Annotated in this window: 19 protein-coding genes; 5 read left to right on the plus strand and 14 right to left on the minus strand. The window is 35.1% G+C overall.

Annotated elements, in window-relative coordinates; translation table 11 throughout:
* Window positions 1–83: 83 nt before the first annotated feature.
* Entirely contained in the window at window positions 84–1361 is a 1278-nt protein-coding gene (locus E0H99_RS12250) for a replication-associated recombination protein A (RefSeq protein ID WP_131995831.1), read from the plus strand.
* A gap of 73 nt (window positions 1362–1434) precedes the next feature.
* Here E0H99_RS12250 and E0H99_RS12255 read toward each other — a convergent pair whose 3' ends face one another.
* From E0H99_RS12255 to E0H99_RS12280, 6 genes are read right to left on the minus strand one after another with little or no spacing between them, the layout of a single operon-like run.
* Window positions 1435–2157 (minus strand): hypothetical protein, encoded by a 723-nt coding sequence (locus tag E0H99_RS12255; protein ID WP_131995834.1) that lies wholly within the window; start codon window positions 2155–2157, stop codon window positions 1435–1437.
* 2 nt (window positions 2158–2159) lie between these two features.
* Window positions 2160–2849: a YjjG family noncanonical pyrimidine nucleotidase gene (locus E0H99_RS12260; RefSeq protein WP_131995837.1), complete on the minus strand. Its 690-nt coding sequence runs from the start codon at window positions 2847–2849 to the stop codon at window positions 2160–2162.
* 8 nt (window positions 2850–2857) lie between these two features.
* Complete coding sequence (radC, locus tag E0H99_RS12265) at window positions 2858–3553, minus strand: RadC family protein (protein WP_131995840.1); 696 nt, start codon at window positions 3551–3553, stop codon at window positions 2858–2860.
* Window positions 3554–3565: 12 nt separating this feature from the next.
* Window positions 3566–4024, minus strand: a complete 459-nt coding sequence (locus tag E0H99_RS12270) for a GNAT family N-acetyltransferase (RefSeq protein WP_131995843.1) — start codon at window positions 4022–4024, stop codon at window positions 3566–3568.
* An 8-nt stretch (window positions 4025–4032) separates the two neighbouring features.
* Entirely contained in the window at window positions 4033–5388 is a 1356-nt protein-coding gene (locus E0H99_RS12275; RefSeq protein WP_131995846.1) for a UDP-N-acetylmuramate--L-alanine ligase, read from the minus strand.
* Between the two features lie 35 nt (window positions 5389–5423).
* Window positions 5424–6131, minus strand: a complete 708-nt coding sequence (locus E0H99_RS12280; protein WP_131995849.1) for a tetratricopeptide repeat protein — start codon at window positions 6129–6131, stop codon at window positions 5424–5426.
* 485 nt (window positions 6132–6616) lie between these two features.
* Between E0H99_RS12280 and E0H99_RS12285 the strand changes: the two genes are divergently transcribed.
* Entirely contained in the window at window positions 6617–7609 is a 993-nt protein-coding gene (locus E0H99_RS12285; RefSeq protein ID WP_131995852.1) for a glycosyltransferase family protein, read from the plus strand.
* A gap of 56 nt (window positions 7610–7665) precedes the next feature.
* On the opposite strand, the gene obgE is transcribed toward E0H99_RS12285, so the two are convergent.
* From obgE to hpt, 4 genes are all read right to left on the minus strand, one after another.
* Window positions 7666–8667, minus strand: coding sequence for a GTPase ObgE (gene obgE, locus E0H99_RS12290; RefSeq protein WP_131995855.1), 1002 nt, complete (start codon window positions 8665–8667; stop codon window positions 7666–7668).
* Window positions 8668–8756: 89 nt separating this feature from the next.
* On the minus strand, window positions 8757–10028 hold the full coding sequence (locus E0H99_RS12295; protein ID WP_131995858.1) for a hemolysin family protein: 1272 nt from the start codon (window positions 10026–10028) through the stop codon (window positions 8757–8759).
* Window positions 10029–10244: 216 nt separating this feature from the next.
* Window positions 10245–10817 carry an adenylate kinase gene (locus E0H99_RS17460; RefSeq protein ID WP_131995861.1) on the minus strand — a complete coding sequence of 191 codons (573 nt, stop codon included), beginning with the start codon at window positions 10815–10817 and terminating at the stop codon, window positions 10245–10247.
* A gap of 12 nt (window positions 10818–10829) precedes the next feature.
* Window positions 10830–11360 carry a hypoxanthine phosphoribosyltransferase gene (hpt, locus tag E0H99_RS17465; protein ID WP_131995864.1) on the minus strand — a complete coding sequence of 177 codons (531 nt, stop codon included), beginning with the start codon at window positions 11358–11360 and terminating at the stop codon, window positions 10830–10832.
* Between the two features lie 98 nt (window positions 11361–11458).
* Here hpt and E0H99_RS12310 point away from each other — a divergent pair, with 98 nt between their 5' ends.
* Window positions 11459–12010: a hypothetical protein gene (locus E0H99_RS12310; protein WP_131995867.1), complete on the plus strand. Its 552-nt coding sequence runs from the start codon at window positions 11459–11461 to the stop codon at window positions 12008–12010.
* Window positions 12011–12149: 139 nt separating this feature from the next.
* On the opposite strand, the gene E0H99_RS12315 is transcribed toward E0H99_RS12310, so the two are convergent.
* The 4 genes from E0H99_RS12315 to E0H99_RS12330 all read right to left on the minus strand — a co-directional run bounded on the left by E0H99_RS12315 (window position 12150) and on the right by E0H99_RS12330 (window position 19584).
* Window positions 12150–13037, minus strand: coding sequence for a type IX secretion system membrane protein PorP/SprF (locus E0H99_RS12315; protein ID WP_131995870.1), 888 nt, complete (start codon window positions 13035–13037; stop codon window positions 12150–12152).
* 23 nt (window positions 13038–13060) lie between these two features.
* Window positions 13061–17848, minus strand: a complete 4788-nt coding sequence (locus E0H99_RS12320; protein WP_131995873.1) for a gliding motility-associated C-terminal domain-containing protein — start codon at window positions 17846–17848, stop codon at window positions 13061–13063.
* On the minus strand, window positions 17845–18264 hold the full coding sequence (locus E0H99_RS12325; protein WP_131995876.1) for a hypothetical protein: 420 nt from the start codon (window positions 18262–18264) through the stop codon (window positions 17845–17847). The genes E0H99_RS12320 and E0H99_RS12325 overlap by 4 nt, the downstream gene beginning before the upstream one ends.
* Window positions 18265–18504: 240 nt before the next feature.
* Complete coding sequence (locus E0H99_RS12330; protein WP_131995879.1) at window positions 18505–19584, minus strand: helix-turn-helix domain-containing protein; 1080 nt, start codon at window positions 19582–19584, stop codon at window positions 18505–18507.
* A 468-nt stretch (window positions 19585–20052) separates the two neighbouring features.
* Between E0H99_RS12330 and E0H99_RS12335 the strand changes: the two genes are divergently transcribed.
* Both E0H99_RS12335 and purE read left to right on the plus strand, forming a co-directional pair.
* Window positions 20053–21204 carry a 5-(carboxyamino)imidazole ribonucleotide synthase gene (locus E0H99_RS12335; protein WP_131995882.1) on the plus strand — a complete coding sequence of 384 codons (1152 nt, stop codon included), beginning with the start codon at window positions 20053–20055 and terminating at the stop codon, window positions 21202–21204.
* Window positions 21205–21293: 89 nt separating this feature from the next.
* Window positions 21294–21779 (plus strand): 5-(carboxyamino)imidazole ribonucleotide mutase, encoded by a 486-nt coding sequence (gene purE, locus E0H99_RS12340; RefSeq protein ID WP_165930300.1) that lies wholly within the window; start codon window positions 21294–21296, stop codon window positions 21777–21779.
* The last annotated feature ends 41 nt before the right edge of the window (window positions 21780–21820 follow it).

The following is a 21820-nucleotide window of genomic DNA, read 5'->3' on the forward strand; positions in this document are numbered from 1 at the left end:
AGAGTTATATATATGACTTAGGATTAACGAATTCAGACCCGAGCGCCAACGAACTGGCGAAGCATTTCAGATTTAAAAAATAAATGGAAGCACCACTTGCAGAACGCATACGACCACAAAAATTAGAAGACTACATCAGTCAATCCCATCTTGTAGGGCCAAATGGTTCATTGACGCAACAAATTGCAAAAGGAATTATTCCTTCATTAATTTTTTGGGGGCCACCTGGAACCGGTAAAACTACTTTAGCACAAATTATTGCACAAGAATCAAAACGACCATTTTATATTTTGAGTGCCATCAATTCAGGTGTCAAAGATATTCGTGACGTGATTGAAAAAGCGAAACAAAGTGGCGGTTTGTTTACTGCTAAAAACCCTATTTTATTCATCGATGAAATTCACCGTTTTAGCAAATCACAACAAGACTCTCTGTTAGCAGCGGTAGAAAAAGGCTGGATTACTCTTATTGGTGCCACTACCGAAAATCCGAGTTTTGAAGTTATTCCTGCATTACTATCCCGTTGTCAGGTTTATATTTTGAATGCTTTTACAAAAAAAGATTTAGAGTCCCTGCTGGAACGCGCCATGAAAACAGACAGTTATTTGTCTACAAAAAATATTGTTTTAAGCGAAACAGAAGCGCTACTGCGACTTTCCGGTGGAGATGGACGCAAACTATTAAATATTTTCGAACTTGTCGTAAATGCATCTAATGAAGACGAAATTATAATCACGAATGATCGTGTTTTCGCCTTGGTACAACAAAATACCGTTTTGTATGACAAAACCGGCGAACAACATTATGACATTGTTTCTGCTTTTATAAAATCAATTCGGGGAAGTGATCCTAATGGCGCCGTATATTGGCTAGCCCGAATGATTGAAGGCGGCGAAGATGTAAAATTTATTGCGCGAAGAATGCTTATTCTAAGTAGCGAAGATATTGGGAATGCCAACCCAACTGCCTTTATTATGGCTAATAATACTTTTCAGGCTGTAGCTACAATTGGATATCCTGAAAGCCGAATCATATTAAGTCAATGCGCAGTTTATCTAGCGACTTCCCCAAAGAGTAACGCTTCGTATTTAGCCATCGGAACGGCACAACAACTTGTAAAACAAACTGGGGATTTACCGGTTCCTATTCACTTACGTAACGCACCAACAAAATTAATGAAGGAATTAGGCTATGGTGAAGACTACAAATATTCACACGATTATACCAATAATTTTGTTGAACAAGAATTTTTACCTGAAGCATTAAGCAAAACACCAATATATGTTCCAGGAAATAACTCCAGAGAAAATAGCATCCGGGAATTTCTTAAAAACCGTTGGAGAGATAAATACGGCTATTAAATCCCATAAAAAAAGGTCTTAACTTCTTAAGACCTTTTTTATGGGATTTTTTTCTATCACAGATTTCTGAAGTCTAAAATTTAACTGCTACTTTTTCAGAAATTAATTTATCGTTTTGATAATATTCAAAATACCACTGATTGTCTTTAAGCAATAAAACACCCTGTAAACCATCCTTAATGGCAATGTAACTAGACGGATTATTAGTTTTAAACACTTTCATAACAACTTTTGGCGTGCTATCAATTAATTGAAATCCTGAAGCCGTCGGTTGTGCATACAGCAAATTAGAATTTGCAACTACAGCAACAGCTGCTGGCATCGGCTTAACAACTTCCGGTTGTATAGCAGTCTGAACTTTCGTAATCACACTTCCGTTGTATTTATATTTCAACTCATAAAGAGACTGGAAGGCTTTGTTCAACGCTTCAGTATAAGCAACCTGATACTCCTTTTCCTTACTTTTTCCAGTTATCGATTGGAAAATTATTTTTCCATAACAATCTTTCAGCGTTATAAAAAGCTTAGTCGTCAAAAAGCCACCTTCTTTTACCACATCAATATACAACAAACTGCATCTATCACTATATTCACCAGGTATAGTTTCACTCGCATAGAATGAAACTAAACCTGCTTTATTTAGATTAAACTTAGTCATTGTTGTCAAGCGAAACTGATTTTCACTTTTAAGAAAATCGTATTTTAGAGGAATAATTACAGCTTTGTAATCATTCACAGATTGAGAGTAGGAATAACTAACAACTAATAGTAACAATAATAAAAATCGCTTTTTCATAATTATAAATATTTTTTAAGTTCTAATAAATGGTTAATTTGTTTAATATGCTGTTCAACGTGCATTTTACTTTCATTAAAAAAAATTGCATCTAATCCGGAGTCAAGAGCACCCTGAACATCCGCATCTAAGCTATCCCCTATCATGATGCTGTTCTCTTTTTTGGCTTTGGCCAAATCTAAAGCATAATCAAAAATAATGGGATTTGGCTTTTTCACTCCAGCCATTTCTGAATTTGTGATGGTTTGAAAATAACTCCCGATGTTAGAATTATTTATTTTTTTGTATTGAACCTCGGCAAATCCATTGGTAATTATATGGAGATTATATTTTTGATTCAAATAGTCTAACACTTCAATTGTTCCATCAAAAAGATGATTGTTTTCGGGTAAGAAACGAATATAATCATTTGCTATAGTATTAATTTCTTCATCAGAAATCGAATAATCAAGAGCATCAAAAGAATACTTTAATCGATTGTAACGCAATTCTGCATGGGTGATTTTATCATATTGATATAGCTTCCAACATTCTTGGTTTATCGGCACATATTTTTCAATAAATACTTTAGTCTCAATTACGGGATGACTTTTATTAAAAATAGTCTCAAATGTCAACTCTGAATTCTTATCAAAATCCCAAAGTGTATGATCTAAATCAAAGAAAACATCAGTTATTATAGTATGTTTCATTTTATGTTTTAAAATATTCCTTCATCAACAAAACTAAAATAGTTCTTTTCAGTAACAATCAAATGATCTAATACTTTTATTTCTAAACTATCGCCTGCCAATTTTAATTTTTTTGTAATCTGTTTGTCTGCATCACTTGGAATCAAAGTTCCCGAAGGATGATTGTGACACAAAATTAATCCAGTTGCACCCATCTCAAGTGCCATTTTAAAAACGATGCGAACATCGACCAATGTTCCGGTGATTCCACCTTTACTCAACTGAGATTTCGAAATCACTTTATTTGAATTATTTAAATAAATGATCCAAAATTCCTCGTGCGGTAATTCCCCAATAATAGGTTGCATTATTTCGAAAATTATTTTACTTGAAGTCACTTTCTTTAATTCCACCGCATCTTCCGCTCTTCTTCGTCTTCCTAATTCTAAAGCAGCAATAATCGAAATTGCTTTCGCCTCTCCTATTCCTTTAAATTGCATTAGCTGAGATAACGATAATTTCCCTAAGGCATTTAAGTTATTCTCCACACTTGCCAAGATCCTTTTACTCAAATCAACCGCCGATTCGTTTCTGCTTCCTGAACCAATCAAAATGGCAACCAGTTCAGCGTCACTCAAAACGCTTTTGCCTTTCAGCATTAGTTTTTCACGTGGCTTATCGTCTTCGGACCAATTCGTTATAGGAAAAAAGGAATTTTCAGCCATTCATTTTGATGTTTAAATTTGTTTCCGCATGCAAATACTATTTTCAAAACCCACATAAGGTTCATAATTATCAACTATACTATATCCTGTTTTTTGATATAAAGCAATGGCTTCCTTTTGTTTGTGTAATGTTTCCAAAACAGAAAATGAATATCCTAAATCATGTGCCCAAAGCTCTAATTCACGTAAAATCTTTTGAGCTAAGCCCATTCCTCGAGCTTCAGGAGAAACAAACATACGCTTAATTTCAATTACATTTTTATCGTATTTTTTAAAACAACCACAAGCCACTGCTTTGTCTTCCAAATAAATAACAACAACATTCGGATTTAATTCCAAAATATTATTACCCCAATAATTTGTTTTTAATTCCGGATAACGCTCCCATAAACTTTTATCTAATGCTGTGATTAGAGTAATAAAGTCCGGATTTTCACTCGTAGTTTTATAAATTTTTATAGAATCATTCATATCACTTCTTACTTTACCAATTCCTTTACTTCATCAAAATTTAATCCACCATAATTTCCGGAACTCATCAACAACAAAGCAGAATTTTCAAGATTCAAGTTGAACAAATAGTTTCTAAAATCTTTTGGATTGGTATAAATAATTAAATCTTCACGATTAAAAGATTTAGCAATTTGTTCGTACGTAACCTCTTCCAACTGTTTGATTTTTACAGCATCGGGCGAATAGAAAACTACCGCTTTATCTGCATATTCTAATGCTCCCTCATATTCTTTCAGGAATTCAGCATTCAAACTGCTATAGGTATGCAATTCTAAACAAGCCACCAAAGTTCTGTTTGGATATTGCTCTTTCACCGCTTTTGTAGTTGCGGCAACTTTACTTGGTGAATGCGCAAAATCTTTATAGGCTACTTTTGTTTTGCTTTCAGCAATTTTTTCCAATCGTTTTGATGCGCCTTTAAAACTGGCAATAGCTTCATAAAAATCAGCTTCATCAACACCCATATTCTGGCAAATCCATTTGGCTCCAGCCAAATTATTAAGATTATGCGCTCCAAAAACCTCAATTGGCATGTCACCTTCAGGAGTTTCTAGAAGTGTCACACCATTATTAACAGAATATTTTGGCGTATGATACGCTAGTTTTCGGATTGGGTTCGTAGCGGCTTCAGATACTCTTTTTACTTCAGCATCATCTTCATTGTAAACTAAAATCCCTCCATTGGTAATTTTATCAATAAAAATTTCAAACTGCTCTACGTAATTCTCATACGTTGGAAAAACATTAATATGATCCCACGCAATCCCTGAAATTAGAGCAATGTTTGGTTGATACAAATGAAATTTGGGTCTTCGGTCAATTGGCGAAGACAAATATTCATCCCCTTCCAAAACGATAAAATCATTCTCTTCCGTAAGATGCACCATCGTATCGAAACCCTCCAGTTGCGCACCCACCATATAATCTACCGCTATATCGTGGTAATGCATCACATGTAAAATCATAGAAGTTATCGTCGTTTTGCCATGAGAACCGCCAATGACAACACGTGTTTTGTTTTTGGATTGTTCGTAAAGAAATTCAGGATAAGAGTATATTTTCAACCCTAATTCTTGTGCTTTTAATAATTCAGGATTATCAGCTTTTGCATGCATCCCAAGAATTACCGCTTCAATAGCTGACGTTATTTTTTCAGGAAACCAACCTAATGCTGGAGGTAAAATCCCTTTTTTGTCTAATCTTGATTTTGATGGTTCAAAAATAGCATCGTCACTTCCTGTAACTTGATATCCTTTGTTGTGTAGTGCTAAAGCCAGATTGTGCATGGCGCTTCCTCCGATAGCTATAAAATGTGTACGCATTCTAATTATTTTGGTTAAGGTTGTTGTATTCAAGATCAATTAAATCTCCCCTGAACTTTATTATTATATGATTCTAAGACTGTTTTTGCTTTTTCAGGCTCTCTCATTTTGTTCTTGTACAAGCTAGCTAACTTTTGATAACTTGTTTTTGAACCTCCTGCAATTATCGCTTTTTTATACTGTTGTTCTGCTACTTTATATCTTTTAAAATATTCCTCAATATGACCTCTTGACAAATAGCCGTCAACCGGAGACAATCGCAATAATTCATTTGAATATCTTATTGCTTTAGACTCACTTCCGCCTACAATTCCTGGCAACTGAATGTATAATTCTATCAAAGCCCAACGGGATTCAATGTGTTTTGGATTAAGGCTTATGGCTTTTTCAAAAGAACCTTTGACTTCATCAATCATTCCAAGCGCCTTAAATTTATTAGATTCTTTGGCTTTCATCCCTAAAACTCCACCATATTTATAATGATAATTGGCTTCTGATGGTTTTAAAACTTTCAGCTTATTGTAATAAACAATAGCTTTATCCCATGATTTATAATAACCCGCAATATCTCCTAAATATTCTATTGTTTTCAAATCCGAAGGATTTGCTTTCAATACAGATTCAAAGATCAACTCGGCCTGATCTATTTTATCAGCCTTATATAATTTTTCTGCTCTGTCAAAATCAGATTGAGCCCACATCATAACCGGTAGAAATAAAAATAAATAAAGAATCTGTTTCATTGTCCAAAAATAAGGAAATTTTGAAGTATTAAACAGATTTTTTTATTCATAAAAAAAGTGAACAAACAAAATAATACTGAGAGAAATAATAATAAACAAGAAACAGTATCATAACATAGAGTGCTTAATTTCGTCAAAACAAATTATGAAAAGAAAGATAAAAATTCCTTTAGTCGTATTTAGCGATGTACACTTAGGAACATTCGGTTGTCAAGCTAAAGAATTACTGCTATATTTAAATCAATTCAACCAAAAATGCTGGTTTCAAATGGGGATATTATCGATATGTGGAGTTTTAGCAAAAGCTATTTTCCAGAATCACACATGAATGTATTGAGACAAATCATAAAATGTCAAATCAAAAAATCCGTGTTATTTACATTACCGAAAATCATGGGAGCAACGAAGACAAAATCATCAATGATATTGTTATCAAAATCTTATCCTAGCTATTTTTAAATGCCTTACTTTCTAAATAAAATCACATGAAAATATTTTATGCTATTCAGGCAACGGGCAATGGTCACATCAGCAGAGCGATACAATTATATCCTTATCTGCAAAAATTTGGTGAAGTTGATTTTTTTATGAGTGGCAACAATGCTAGTCTGGATATCAATTTACCAATAAAATTCAAAAGCGAGGGTTGCAGCCTGCATTATAGTAAATGTGGTGGTTTGAATTACTGGGATATTGCCAGAAACATCAAACCAAAACAAATATATAAAGACGCAAATGCTTTACCACTTAAAAACTATGACGTGGTCATCAATGATTTTGATTCGATTACTTCTTTGGCTTGCAAATTACAAAAGGTACATTCAATTCAATTCGGTCATCAAGCAAGTTTTATATCCCCTTTGACTCCCAGACCTGAAAAAAAGAGCATTATGGGCGAAATGATTCTGAAACATTATGCTCCTTCTCCACAATATATTGGATTGCATTTTGACAAATACGATTCCTTTATACTTCCTCCAATTATTAAAGATGAAATCAAAAATGCCATACCAAAAAACAAAGGCCATATTACCGTTTATCTACCTTCTTTTCAAAAGGATTGTTTAGAAAAAGCATTCAACAAACTTCCTAACTTTCATTTTCATTGGTTTTTGAATGATGTGCAAACCAAACATACAATAAAAAACGTTACTTATTTCCCCGTTAATCAAGAGTACTTCAATAAAAGCCTCATCAATTGCGAAGGAATTATTACCGGCGGAGGATTTGAAACGCCTGCTGAGGCATTGTATTTAGAAAAAAAAATACTTTCGATTCCCATTCGGAAACATTATGAACAAGAATGCAATGCAGCTGCGCTCAAAAAAATGGGCGTTCCTGTTCTTTATGATGTTGGAGATGATTTTTATTTAATAATAGGGAGTTGGCTTGATTCTGCTATAAAATACCCGAAGATACAAGCCAATAACATCCCTGAAACCTTGCAGTTTTTATTTGACACCTATAATAGCAAATAACACCAAAGCAAAAGGTGCTCTTTTCAGAACACCTTTTTATATAAAGTTTTTAAATGTTAGTCATTCAACATTTTCCACAATTTGTCTTTCAACTCTGTTAAGCCTTGCTGAGCAACAGATGAAATAAACATGTAAGGAATGTCTTTGAAAGCAATGTCTAATTCTACTTTTAGCTCAGCTTTTAACTCATCATCAAGCATATCGCATTTTGAAATAACCAACAAACGCTCTTTGTCAAGCATTTCCGGATTGTATTTTGTCAATTCGTTTACCAAAATATCATATTCCGCTTTGATATCTGGAGTATCAACAGGAACTAGAAAAAGTAACGTTGAATTACGTTCAATATGACGTAGAAAATAATGTCCTAATCCTTTTCCTTCAGCCGCGCCTTCAATAATCCCAGGAATATCTGCAATTACAAAAGATTGAAAATCTCTGTATGCTACAATTCCAAGATTTGGTTTTAAGGTTGTAAAAGGATAATCTGCAATTTTGGGTTTAGCAGAAGTCAATACTGACAATAGCGTTGATTTTCCTGCATTAGGAAAACCTACTAAACCAACATCAGCCAACACTTTTAATTCTAAAATCACATCCATCTCTGAACCAGGCAAACCCGGTTGAGAATACCTAGGTGTTTGATTGGTTGAACTTCTAAAATGCCAGTTTCCTAAACCACCTTTTCCACCACGAGAAAGTATTTGCTTTTCACCATCTTCGGTAATTTCAAATAATATCTCTCCAGTTTCTTTATCTTTTACTACTGTTCCTAACGGGACTTCGATGAATTTATCATCTCCGTCAGCACCTGTGCTTCTGTCACCACTACCATCTCCACCATTCCCGGCTTTGATGTGTCGGGCAAATTTAAGGTGAAACAATGTCCAAAGACCTTTGTTACCAACTAAAAAAACATGCCCACCACGACCACCATCACCACCATCAGGACCACCTTTTTCAATAAATTTTTCTCTATGCAAATGCGTAGATCCTTTTCCTCCTTTTCCGGAAGAAACATATATTTTAACGTAATCTACAAAATTCCCTTCAGTCATTTTTTTTAATTTCAGATTTCAGATTTCGGATTTCAGATTGAAAAAATTCAAAAAGCTATCAGTCTCCTGCTCTCTATTTTTATTATTAATTATTTAAGTGCTTTCACCATCACTTTATCAATCTTCACGCCATCCATATCAATGACTTCCAACTCAAATTTTTGCCAAATTAATTTTTCCCCTTGTTTAGGGATGTGAGACAGTTCCGTCATTATTAATCCACTCACCGTAGTTACTTCATAATCATTGATTAATTCATCTAATTCAAAGTAAGTCAAGAAATCATGCAACGAATAATGCCCGTCAACTAACCACGTTCCATCTTCTCTTTCTATTAGTTGAAAATCATCTTTATAAAAATCAGATGCATCACCAACTAAAGCTTCCAGAATATCATTCAGAGTAATTACACCTTGAAAAACACCATACTCATCAGAAACAAATGCGTAATGAATACCTGTTTTTTTGAATCTCTCTAAGGCTACATAAGCAGTAGTTTGCTCCATCATAAAAGGAGCTTCGGTCATTATATCTGCCAAATTGAAGTTTTTATTTTCAAAATGAGCGAAAATATTTTTAAGATTAACGACTCCAACAATATCATCATAATTTTCACCGTAAACCGGATAAATAGAATGTAATTCTTTGAGCATGAATTCCTTGACCTGCTCTTTATCCGCATGTAAAGGTAAAAAAACCACCGACTTCCTGTGCGTCATCAATGAGTTTATTTTTCTGTCTCCAATATGAAAAACACGCTCTACAATATCTTGTTCTATTTCCTGTACTTCTCCTCCTTCTGTTCCTTCTTTGATAATGGCCTTTATTTCTTCTTCGGTTACTTTACCGTCAGCGGTAGGTTTTATTTGCAAAATATTCAATAAGAAATCTGTTGAATGCGTTAGCATCCAAATAAATGGCGCGGTAACTATCGAGACTATTTTCATAGGCCATGCTACAGCTTTGGCGATAGATTCCGGATGATTCAACCCGATACGTTTAGGTAATAATTCCCCCAATACTAAGGAGAAAAAGGTCAAAATAACGACAACTAAACCTACAGCAACGGGGTGTGCATAAGGCGTCAATAATTCAAATCCTTTTATAAAGGCTTCAACATCTTTGGTTATTTTATCTCCACTATAAATACCCGTAAGTATTCCTATCAAGGTGATTCCTATTTGTACCGTTGACAAAAATTTGTTTGGCGAATTGGCCAAATCCAATGCGATTTTAGCACTTTTGTTTCCTTTTTTTGCCGCAGTCTCTAATCTGTTCTTTCGTGCTGAAATCAATGCGATTTCTGACATAGAGAAAACCCCATTTAATAGTATTAGAAAAAATATAATTAGTATTTCCAATTTTTTAGTTGATTCGTTTTTTATTTAAAATCTGAGTTCTGAGTTTTACTTTCTGAAATCTCCAATCTGGATTTTAGCCCAGATGGTAATGAAAAGCCCGGAGTTAAAAAAGTTAATTTTTCTTGTCAAAAAAGAGCGCCCATAGGAAGCTCCTTTTATGACTTAGAAAAATAGATTTTTTTAACGAGGACTTGTAATGTAGAGCTGGAATTGCTCCTATAAATTATCAATCACATTACTTACTCTTTCGGTAATTTCAGCAATGGAACCTATTCCATTTACTGCGTGAAATTTCCCTTGCTCCTGATAATAATTCATTAAAGGAGCTGTTTTCTCATTGTATTCTTGGTAGCGATTTCTGATTTTTTCTTCATCTTGATCGTCAATTCTACCACTTGTTTTTCCTCTTTCCAATAAACGTTTTACTAAAATCTCATCATCAGCTTCAAGTGCAATTGTCGCTGCAACTTGAGAATCTATTGATGTTAGAAATGCGTCTAAAGCTTCGGCTTGCGAAATTGTTCTTGGATATCCGTCAAACAAAATTCCGTTTGTATCCGGATGTTTATTTACCTCATCAATAAGCATTTTTGTAGTTAACTCATCTGGCACTAAATCCCCAGCATCCATAAATACTCTTGCTTGTTTACCTAATTCTGTATCATTTTTTAAATTAAAACGAAATACATCACCAGTAGATATATGTGTTAATTTATATTTTTCTTTCAAAAACTCGGCTTGAGTTCCTTTACCAGCTCCTGGTTTTCCAAATAAAACAATGTTAGTCATGTTGTTGTGTAATTATACTTTTAGTTTATATACTTCTGGCAAATTTCTTCCTAATCCATTGTAGTCTAAGCCGTAACCTACAATAAATTTATTTGGAATTCTAATCCCAACGTAATCTATTTTGATGTCTTTTGTGTAGGCTTCGGGTTTAAAGAAAAGTGCCGCTATTTTGAAATGTTTTACATTTTGTTTTTTGAATAATGCTTTCAATTCTACTAAAGTATTCCCGGTATCTACAATATCTTCTATTATAATAACGGAGCGCCCGGTCAAATCCTGGTTCAGCCCTATTAATTGTTTCACTTCGTTTGTTGAAGAAGTTCCTTCGTAAGATGCCATTTTTATGAAACAGACTTCACATGGTTTTTTATATTGTTTCATAAAATCAGAAACCACCATAAAAGCGCCATTCAATACCCCAACAAATACTGGTGTTTCATCAGCAAAATCGTCTTCTACTTGTGCCACCATTTTTGCGATGGCAAATTCAATTTCTTTAGCAGAAATAAACGGAACAAATTGTTTATCGTGAAGTTGTATCATTTTTTGATGTTTAAAATAATGCGCAAAGATACAGAATTCGGATTTGACAATTGATACTTGACCCTAAATTTGTATTTTTAAATCAAATTATAAGAGAGATGGCTTCTGAATTACAAAAAAACCTTGATTCCCTTAAAGCTTACAGAGAAACCCGACTAAAAATAGCACACCATATTTTAGATAATCCGAATTTTCTTGACGAATTAATTACAATTTGTTTTACTGTTTCTGATAAAAATTCGCATAAAGCTTGCTGGATTTTAGAGTTTGTTTCTTACGAAAAACTGAAATGGCTACAACCGTACATGGATTTTTATTGCGAAAACATTGGGAAACTAAAAGACGAAAGCGCGATCCGACCGATGGCGAAAGTTTGTCAGCTTCTGGTGACTTCTCATTTTAAAAACAAAGAAATACAACTTTCAGAAAATCATCTGCAAAAAATTACTGAAACCTGCTTTGACTGGTTGATAAACGATACTAAAGTAGCTTCAAAATGCTATTCTATCCGAACCTTATACGTATTAGGAAAGCATTTTGACTGGATTCATCCTGAATTACAAATTATTCTTGAACAAAATTATACAAATCATTCGGCAGCCTATAAAGCAGTAGCACGCGAAATTTTGAAGAAAATAAAATGGCATTAATTATCCCTTCTCTCCAATTTAAACAACTTGGGTAACTGTTCAAAAAAAGAGGCTGCCTATATAAATAGACAACCCCTTCTGTTTTTAAGTTAGGCTGACAAAATAAAGACTATTTCAAAAGTGTTTTTTGATAGTCTTATTAAAACTTAAAGCGAATAAAAAATTCATTTGTGTTTTTTGCACTTGCCAATTCTGTTCTGGTACTTACCTCATAGGCATAACCTACCATCATGCGCTTGCTTATTGTGAAATCAACTATGCCTGCAAAGGCTTCATCAGTTCGATACATAGCTCCAATTTCAAAATTATTTTGAATCTGAATCATCGAGTTAATATCAATAGAGACCGGCGCGCCATTAACATATCTTAGCATAAATGAGGGCTTTAACACCAAAGACGCATCTGAATTCAAGTTAAAATCATATCCCCCACTCAGGTAAATATGGGGTCTGTCAGTTGCTACAGAAGCATATCCATCATCATTTTTGGCTCTTTCCGTATTTAATATTCTGGGAACAGAAAGCGAAACAAAGAATTTTTCATTTTTTAACAAAGCACCTACACCCACATTGGGATTAAAATGATTTATAGATTCCAAGGCAGGATCAGATTGCGACAAATAAGTTTGAAGTCCCGATGTATTTACATCGTAAAAATTACCTCCCGCTTTAAGCCCCAAGTATAAGTCCATGGTCTCATCCATTTTTAACTTATACGAAAAATCAACTCCTATCATGGTTTGTTTTTCGATAAATGTTTTATCGCTAACCATAGAAATCCCTAATCCTAAATTACTTCCAACATTTGCCCCAAAAGAAACTGCCTGAGATTCTGGCGCATCCTTGATTCCTGTCCATTGTCTTCGAAACGAACCCGTAACAACCGTTTCACCATCTACTCCCGCATAAGCTGGGTTTATCATATTCATATGATACCTGTACATGGTAAAAGTACTTTCCTGCTGAGCAAAAAGGGCACTACTTAAAAGTAGTAGTGCTCCTGCCAATATATTTTTAACTATTTTCATGTCTTTCGTTTCTTATTTTACGACTATCTGTTTATGTATATCCAACCTTCTTTATCTACTGTACCATCACCTTCAAAATCGATTTGATAATAATACGAACTTCCTTCAGGTAACGACTGGTTATTGTTTTTGCTATGACCATCCCAATCATTTTGGTAGTTTCTGGCCGAAAACACCTCAGTTCCCCAACGATTGAAAACGCGTACTATTGAGTTTGGATGATTTTCGATATTGTAAATAACCCAGGTATCATTAACACCATCTCCGTTTGGAGTCATTGCCTCTGCTACATTAACCTCGATCAAATCACAAAGATCCCCCAGACCATCGTGATCACGGTCTTCCTGATTGGGATTGTAAGTCATCGGACAGTTATCTGTCGTGTCTAGAATTCCATCATTGTCATCATCATCATCACAAACATCCCCAAGAATATCTTGGTCATTATCCGCTTGATTCGCATTCGCTATTAAAGAACAGTTGTCATTACCGTCTAATACTCCATCATTGTCGTCATCATCATCACAATTGTCTTTGATTCCATCTGAATCATTGTCGCCAAATGTATTAACAACCGTTACCACCGCAGAAGCCGTTGCTACATTACCGTTGACATCTCTTACAGTCAGAATAACCGTATTGGCTCCAACATTCGAACAATTGAATGTAAGCTTGCTTAAACTGATTGAAGCAATTCCGCAATTATCAGTTGACCCATTATTTATTTGAGCCACCGTTATCGATGCATTTCCAGAAGCATCCAGTTGAACCGGGATGTTTTTTGTCAAAACAATTGGAGCAACTTTATCTTCAATAGTTACCGTCGCTGTTTGAGTAGCAACATTTCCGTTAACGTCCGTCGCTTTCAAAATAACTGTATTGGCTCCGACATTCGCACAAGTAAATACATTAGGCGAAACACTTAAAGTAGCGATTCCGCAAGCATCCGTTGACCCATTATTTATTTGAGCTCCTGTTATCGATGCATTTCCTGTAGCATTAAGTTGAACTGTGATGTTTTTTGTAATCACTGTTGGCAGAGCATTATCAACCACTATTACAGTTTGAGTTACTGCTACCGCATCATTTCCATTACTATCACTTGTATTCCATTTAATAGTTGTAGTTCCAACCGGATAAACCGCATTCAATGCCAATGCATCGCTTCGAACGCCTGTTGGTGCGCTTACAGTACAATTATCTGTCGCTGATGCAGAAACAACTACGCTTGCTCCGCAAACATTTAAATCAGCAGTTATATTTTTATTGCCGTTAGAAGTAATCACCGGAAGTTGATTATCCGTTACGATAACGGTTTGGACAACTTCAACCGCTGCATTACTGTTAACATCTGATACATTCCATCTAATAGTTGTGCTTCCAACCGGATAAACCGCATCCAATGCCAATGCATCGCTTCGAACGCCTGTTGGTACATCTACAGAACAATTATCTGTGGCAGATGCCGAAACAACTATGCTTGCTCCGCAAACATTTAAATCAGCAGTTACATTTTTATCGCCGTTAGAAACAATCACAGGAAGTTGATTATCCGTTACGATAACGGTTTGGACAACTTCATCTGCATCATTTCCATTAATATCACCGGTATTCCAAGTAATCGTTGTGGTTCCCACTGGATAAACTGCATTCAATGCCAATGCATCGCTTCGAACTCCTGTTGGTACATCTACATTACAATTATCTGTGACTGATGCCGAAACAACTACAATTGCTCCGCAAACATCTATATCTACATCTACATTTTTATCGCTATTGAAAACAATAACAGGAAGTTGATTGTCTGTTACAACTATTGTTTGAGTTACTTCTACAGCATCATTGTTGTTAGCATCTGCTACATTCCAAGCAATTGTTGTTGTTCCTACTGGGTAAACTGCGTCCAGTGTCAATGCATCGCTTCGAACGCCTATTGGTGTATCTACCGTGCAATTATCTGTGGCTGATGCCGAAACAACTACAGTTGCTCCGCAAACATTGAAATCAGCAGTTACAGTTTTATCTCCATTAGAAGTAATTACCGGGATTTGATTATCTGTAACAGTAACAGTGAATGATTGTGAGGCATTTCCACATGGATTGCTTGCACTAATTGTAACTGTAGTCACACCTAAGTTCAATATACTCCCAGAACCTGTTCCTTGTCCATTGTCAGTAGTCGCACCAGAGAACGAATAAGTCACGTTTGGTGCAGGAGCACCCGTAACATTAGCAATATAAGCTGTAGTTGCAGAGCAATTATTGCTTTCAGTATTTATAACCATGTTAGAAGGTGCAGTCAAAGCAGCAGCAACGCAGGTAATTTCAGCCGTTACGCTAAAAGTAATTCTAGCATTATCACAATCATTACTGATTATAGTCACAGCAGCACTATAACTAGTAATATTTGGAGCATTAAAAATTAAATCAAAATTTGCTGAAGAATTTGCTGCTACCGATGTTGGCGCTCCAAATATACTAAAGTGTTGATTATCAACTCCACTGATTAAAATTTGCGATACATCCAATGCATTAGTACCAGCATTACTTATTGTAAACGTCTTAACATTATTAACATTCGGGAATACATTACCGTAATCACTCGAACTACTATTTGAAATTGGTGCAGCACCTTCAGTTATTCCAATTACAGGAGCTCCGTTTGAAACTACAGTTGTTGAAGATTGAGCAGAACATCCGAACAAATCGATGACTCTGACACTATAATTACCAGTTGTAGTGGTAGTATAAATTTGCTGAGTAGCATTTGCTATATCAACCCCATCTTTCATCCATTGATAGGTAGATGATTGAGAAGCTGTCAAGTTTGCTGTACCACTGCATAAATAAACTCTATTTCCTTCAAGTATATTAACAGTTGGGTTTTCGTTAACTGTTACCACCGTAGGAAGTGAAGTTCCAGAACAGCCACCGGCATTTGTAACATCTACAGTATAAGCACCTGTTACTGTTGCTGTATAATTCTGACTGTTTGCTCCATTAATGGCAACGCTATTGTTATACCATTGATAAGAATCTCCGGGATTCGCTAAAAGAGGGATAATCTCACCTTGACAAACAGTGGTTTGGCCCGAAACAATAATTGCCGCAGGCTGCACATTAACTATTGCATTGGCCGTAGATTCATTCCCAGCATTATCTCTTACAGTAAGGGTCACTGGGTTTTCACCAATATTCGCACATGTAAACAAAGTTTGAGAAAGTGTTCTAGTATCAATTCCACAAGCATCAGAAGAACCGTTATCCACTTGAGCTGCAGTAACAGTCACTGTTCCATTTGGAGCCAATGCTACAACCACATTTTGAGCAGTTGCTGTTGGCGGTGTATCATCTACCTGTGAACTTACGTTTCTATGAAACAAAATACGATTAGAACTTATTCCAGAAGTAGCAATATCTGGCACAAAATCACCATCTAAATCACCAATAACAATACCCGAAACTTCTGCTTGCGCGCTGGATGTATAATCAACTCTTGTAGCAAAGGTTGGAGCTCCTGGGCCCGTAGTAGTATTCTTGTAAACTGAGAACACGTTAATTGACAAAGATTTAGTCACAATATCAGCATATCCATCACCATCCACATCACCTACTCCAATTCTGTAGTTACCAGTTGGAGATGGTAGGTTGACAGTTGGTGCGAAAACGATATCACCGACAGTAGAAATATTTCTCCATAAAGCAACATTAGTTGCTCCACTATAATTACAAGATGTAAAATCTATTTTACCATCTTTATCAAAATCAGCAATCTGAGCTCTATAAGGATAGGTACCAAAACCATCCGCAGGATTAGAATCAGAAGCCCAGTATTCAGGTGCTTCAAAAGAGGGAGTCGTACTTCCAACAGAAGTAGTATTTCTAATGGAAACAGCTCTGTTTGAACCACCTTGAGACGCGATAAAATCCGTTTTACCATCTCCATCAATATCTGCTACTTGAATACCGGTACAAAATCCCACATTAGCACAAATTTGGGCAGGCCCGAATGAAATATTACCTGGCCCTGTGCTTGTATTAAACGCAATAGTCACATTGGATCCATTTCCGCCAATGATATCAATTTTACCATCGTTGTTAAAATCCCCTGCAGCAATTTGGTAAGAACTCACTGCTGGATGAGCTTGTGCAGGTGCCATTGACACATTACCTAGTGTGCTTGTGTTCCTATTGACATAGCTGGTAGAAAGTAAATCTTTATAGCCATCACCATCAAAGTCGGCAGCATAAATACTCTGACCTCCTCCCGCATTGATATTCTGAGCAGTAAAGCTAAGCACGCCTGGTGTAGAGTTGTTAATAGCAATTGATAAACCACCACCATTGCTTGATGACACCACTTCAGGTTTCCCATCAAGATCTAAATCCTGTGATAACATGTTATATGCTCCATAACTAATAGGTAAACTATAAGGCAAACTATTATAGGTTAAAGGTTCCAAAGGAGTTGGACAAAATATACCATTAAAAGCAACGTTAGAATAAGCCGTAAGATTACAATGGTTTGTAACTGAAATTGGAGCAGTAGAGACTCCAGCAGGAACAACAACTTCCAGCTTTCCAAATGTGGCACTGACAACAGTGGCTTTCGTAGATCCGAAATACACCTTATTATTAGTGATCGTATTAGAATCAAAATTTGCACCAAAAATTGTAACTATACTTCCAATAAACCCAGTATTTGGCGAAAAACTATTGATTACAGGTACAGTATTACACGATTGCGCATAAGATTGTGCACTTGCTCCCAGGCATACAATGATTAATAAGATTGAAATTATTTTTTTCATGATCCTGTATTATAAATGATCGAAATTTTCATTGTAGAGGCATCTATTCCCTCTGGCACATCAAACCTTAGATTGGCATGATCCTCTGAATCGCAGGACGCGATAAACATATCTCCGATTTTTGTTTCGAAAAGAGCAATTTCCATCTGAGCCTCATTACCGGCTGCATCTTTCAAAGCAAGCTTAAATCCAACTTTTGGATAAGTCCCTCCTTCGTTAAAGGCATTCATAATGACTTTTGCTTTTGATGTTGGGCTGCACTTTACCACAGCATATGAAACATCAAAATAAAATTTTGCTTCTTCAAGCTGGGTCCAATTTTGGATATACTTTGGTTCTGTTTGATTTGACTGAGCATTCATTGTATTATAAAAAACACAAAAAGCGCTCATAATGAAGAGTAATTTTAATTTCATATGGTTTGTTTTAGAATTATTTTGGGACAAAAATAAAAGAAAAAAAAGCGAAAGAATAGCCCATTAGGACATATCGACAGCCCATTAAGACTGGTTGTTGTTTTTCTAAAGAAAGAATAGATTAAATTCAATTTTATACTTATTAAGATAATGAAAATCAATAATTTATATTATTACAGTTAAAGCTAAAATTTTAAAAAAAATAATAACAAAACTCAAAAAATAGTCCCAAAAAAGGCATTACACCGCTTCTTTTACTTCTGAAAAAAGTCGCGTTTCAGGCGGAAGTTTACCAAAGCGTTTTTTAAAATTGGCGGCAAATTTACTGCCGCATTCATGACCCGTCACGGCTGTAATATCTTGAATTGGAATATCAGAATTTTGAATCAATTGCATCGCCAGCAACATGTTTTTTTCTTTGTGGTATTTCAACATAGAAAACCCAAACACCGTTTTGAAATCAGACTTCAATTTTGTTGGTGAAATCTCTACATGAGCGGCAATACTATCGATGCCTAAGAACGGAAGATGCAAATGGTGCAAAATCATTTTCTCTGCCTTGGCAACATTATAGTAATCTAAATTGTTTAACGAAACATTATCTAAAATGCGATTATCTTCAAAAGAATTATCAAAAAATGCAGCAATCAATTTCATACACTGTTTTTTTAAATCAACAATATTAAACGAATCCTCACTTTCGGTTTCTAAAATTTTTGATATTTTTTTGGCCAAACCGTGCGCTTTTGGAGCGATGTCTAACCAGGTATAAAATCCTTTTTCAGTATTTAAAAAATCTTTTATTGCCTCTTTTTGAGGAAAATTTTTAGACGTAAGATTTTTATCGGCCCATTCTTTACTAATGGCAATATTAAAAAACGTCCCTGTTGTACCCTTATAAAAATAGGTAGCCACTTCGGTTCCGGGTTTGTAAAAAGTCCAACACGTACTTAGAAGCGTGATGTCATTTGAATTTTTAAAAGGATATTTATATTCAAATACAGAAAATGACAGGAAATAATAATCCCTTAATTGATTTTCATCATAAACTGCTTTAGCAATGATATTTTCTTTGATGTTTATATCTGTTGCCAAAACCCAAAAACCGTCTTCCATTTCGCGATAGCGCATTACCCCTTTACAGAAAGCATTGTTCAAATAAATGGATTGTTGTAAAGTTTTATGATGGGTTACCGGTAATTTTACTAAACTATCCAACATGGCTTGTGGTGAATTGGACAAATAGGGTAATTCAAGAAAGCCATCCTTCAGAAGAAACAGGTATTTTTGAATGTGTTTAGGCCAATTATTTAAGGTCATGTATATAACGATTTAGTTATTTTAAAAATCAAATAAAATGTAAATTATTTATCAATATAAAACCTACACATTAAAAGTTAATCACAATAAAATCAAAAACTTAGCAAACTAACTTAGACATGTCTTTAATTCCAGTCTTCAAGATCGAAACAGCAACAAATATTTTTCTTGCTGTTTTTTAATTGGTTTCCAATTTTAAATTTATTTTAAAATCCAGCTTTAACAAATACAATAAGTAACAATCGACTTATTTCACTCTATAACTGGCTCAAATCAGTCTGCTAAACTAAAGGTAAATTAACAACCTAAAGCAGGTAAAAATACCTGTTTATCCATTAATCCATAAAATAGATACGAATATATCATTATTACCTTCAAATTTGAAAAACACCACTAACCAACTCAAATCAACAAACAATAAATTGACATTTGTTTTTTATCAATTATCTTTGCACAAATTACTACACAATGAATTATTTTTCTACTGATTTTAAATTGGGAATTCTCGGCGGAGGACAACTGGGCAAAATGCTGTTGTTTGACACCCGAAAATTCGACATACAAACTTATGTTCTTGATCCAAGTGATGAAGCACCATGTAAAATAGCCTGCAATCAATTCTTCAAAGGCGATTTAATGGATTTTGAAACGGTTTACAATTTTGGTAAAAAAGTTGATGTTCTAACTTTCGAAATCGAATTGGTAAATCTTGAAGCTTTAGTAAAACTAGAGGACGAAGGAGTAAAAGTATATCCTTCCCCTAAAACTTTGAAACTCATTCAAAATAAAGGAATACAGAAAGATTTTTATATTCAACATGCCATTCCAACAGCTAATTACAAGCGATTTAAAAATCTAAAAAGTCTAATTGTTGACATCTTGGATTCTAAAACAAAACTTCCGTTTGTATGGAAATGTACGGAATTTGGTTATGACGGGAATGGCGTTAAAGTTATTCGACAAATCTCAGATCTAGACAATTTAGCCAATGTAGAATGTATTGCTGAAGAAATGGTTCCGTTCAAAAATGAATTGGCCGTCATCGTTTGTCGCAATCCATCAGGAGAAATAAAAACCTATCCTGTGGTCGAAATGGAGTTTCATCCGGAAGCCAACCAAGTCGAATATGTGATCTGTCCGGCTCGAATTGATGATAATGTAGCTGAAAAAGCAAGAGCAATCGCCCTGAATGTTTCCGAAAAATTCAATCACGTAGGACTTTTAGCAGTCGAAATGTTTCAAACCGAAGACGATGAAATCCTCGTGAACGAAGTCGCTCCACGCCCGCACAATTCAGGACATTATTCCATAGAAGCCAGTTATACTTCGCAATTTGAGAATCATTTGCGAGCGATTCTTAATTTACCTTTGGGAAATACTGACAGTAAAGTAGCTGGAATTATGGTTAATCTCTCGGGCGAAGAAGGTTATTCCGGAGATGTAGTGTATCAAAATATTGAAAAAATATTAGGCTGGAATGGTGTTACACCTCACATTTATGGCAAAAAACAGACCCGTCCTTTTAGAAAAATGGGACATGTAACTATAGTAAATCAAAACATCAACGAAGCGCGAAGAATTGCCGAGGATGTAAAGAATACGATAAGAGTAATCAGTTAATTGAAAAATTAAAGGATTGAAAAATTCAGAACACCAACAAAATTGAGTTTCTCAAAAAATCTTTAAATACTTAAATCTTTAAATAAAAAATAATGAAAGTAGCCGTAATCATGGGAAGCATTTCTGACATGCCCGTAATGCAAGAAGCCATAGACATCCTAAAAGCATTCGATATAGAAATAGAAATCGATATTGTATCGGCACACAGAACACCCGAAAAATTATTTGATTTCAGCAAAAATGCGCACACTCGTGGCATTTCGGTAATTATTGCCGGTGCTGGCGGTGCTGCACATTTACCAGGAATGGTTGCTTCGATGTCTCCATTACCGGTTATTGGGGTTCCTGTAAAATCCAGTAATTCAATCGATGGCTGGGATAGTGTTTTATCTATTCTACAAATGCCAGGCGGAGTTCCTGTAGCAACAGTAGCTTTAAATGGCTCCAAAAATGCGGGGATTCTTGCCGCTCAAATCATAGGAAGCCACGACAAAAGTGTGATGGAAAAGATAATTAAATATAAAACAGGATTGAAAGAAGCCGTTAATATTGCTTCAGAAAGTCTAAAAAAATAAAAAAAGCTCCATTATGGAGCTTTTTATTTAAAATCTTGAAT

The sequence above is a fragment of the Flavobacterium sp. GT3P67 genome, from assembly GCF_004349155.1.
Classification (GTDB): domain Bacteria; phylum Bacteroidota; class Bacteroidia; order Flavobacteriales; family Flavobacteriaceae; genus Flavobacterium; species Flavobacterium ranwuense.

Coding starts and splice junctions, on each gene's coding strand:
- E0H99_RS12255 (WP_131995834.1), bottom strand. CDS start 2,157: ATGAAAAAGCGATTTTTATTATTGTTACTATTAGTTGTTAGTTATTCC.
- E0H99_RS12250 (WP_131995831.1), top strand. CDS start 84: ATGGAAGCACCACTTGCAGAACGCATACGACCACAAAAATTAGAAGAC.
- E0H99_RS12260 (WP_131995837.1), bottom strand. CDS start 2,849: ATGAAACATACTATAATAACTGATGTTTTCTTTGATTTAGATCATACA.
- E0H99_RS12320 (WP_131995873.1), bottom strand. CDS start 17,848: ATGAAAAAAATAATTTCAATCTTATTAATCATTGTATGCCTGGGAGCA.
- E0H99_RS12315 (WP_131995870.1), bottom strand. CDS start 13,037: ATGAAAATAGTTAAAAATATATTGGCAGGAGCACTACTACTTTTAAGT.
- E0H99_RS17460 (WP_131995861.1), bottom strand. CDS start 10,817: ATGACTAACATTGTTTTATTTGGAAAACCAGGAGCTGGTAAAGGAACT.
- E0H99_RS12335 (WP_131995882.1), top strand. CDS start 20,053: ATGAATTATTTTTCTACTGATTTTAAATTGGGAATTCTCGGCGGAGGA.
- obgE (WP_131995855.1), bottom strand. CDS start 8,667: ATGACTGAAGGGAATTTTGTAGATTACGTTAAAATATATGTTTCTTCC.
- E0H99_RS12280 (WP_131995849.1), bottom strand. CDS start 6,131: ATGAAACAGATTCTTTATTTATTTTTATTTCTACCGGTTATGATGTGG.
- E0H99_RS12330 (WP_131995879.1), bottom strand. CDS start 19,584: ATGACCTTAAATAATTGGCCTAAACACATTCAAAAATACCTGTTTCTT.
- E0H99_RS12325 (WP_131995876.1), bottom strand. CDS start 18,264: ATGAAATTAAAATTACTCTTCATTATGAGCGCTTTTTGTGTTTTTTAT.
- E0H99_RS12285 (WP_131995852.1), top strand. CDS start 6,617: ATGAAAATATTTTATGCTATTCAGGCAACGGGCAATGGTCACATCAGC.
- hpt (WP_131995864.1), bottom strand. CDS start 11,360: ATGATACAACTTCACGATAAACAATTTGTTCCGTTTATTTCTGCTAAA.
- E0H99_RS12310 (WP_131995867.1), top strand. CDS start 11,459: ATGGCTTCTGAATTACAAAAAAACCTTGATTCCCTTAAAGCTTACAGA.
- E0H99_RS12275 (WP_131995846.1), bottom strand. CDS start 5,388: ATGCGTACACATTTTATAGCTATCGGAGGAAGCGCCATGCACAATCTG.
- radC (WP_131995840.1), bottom strand. CDS start 3,553: ATGGCTGAAAATTCCTTTTTTCCTATAACGAATTGGTCCGAAGACGAT.
- E0H99_RS12270 (WP_131995843.1), bottom strand. CDS start 4,024: ATGAATGATTCTATAAAAATTTATAAAACTACGAGTGAAAATCCGGAC.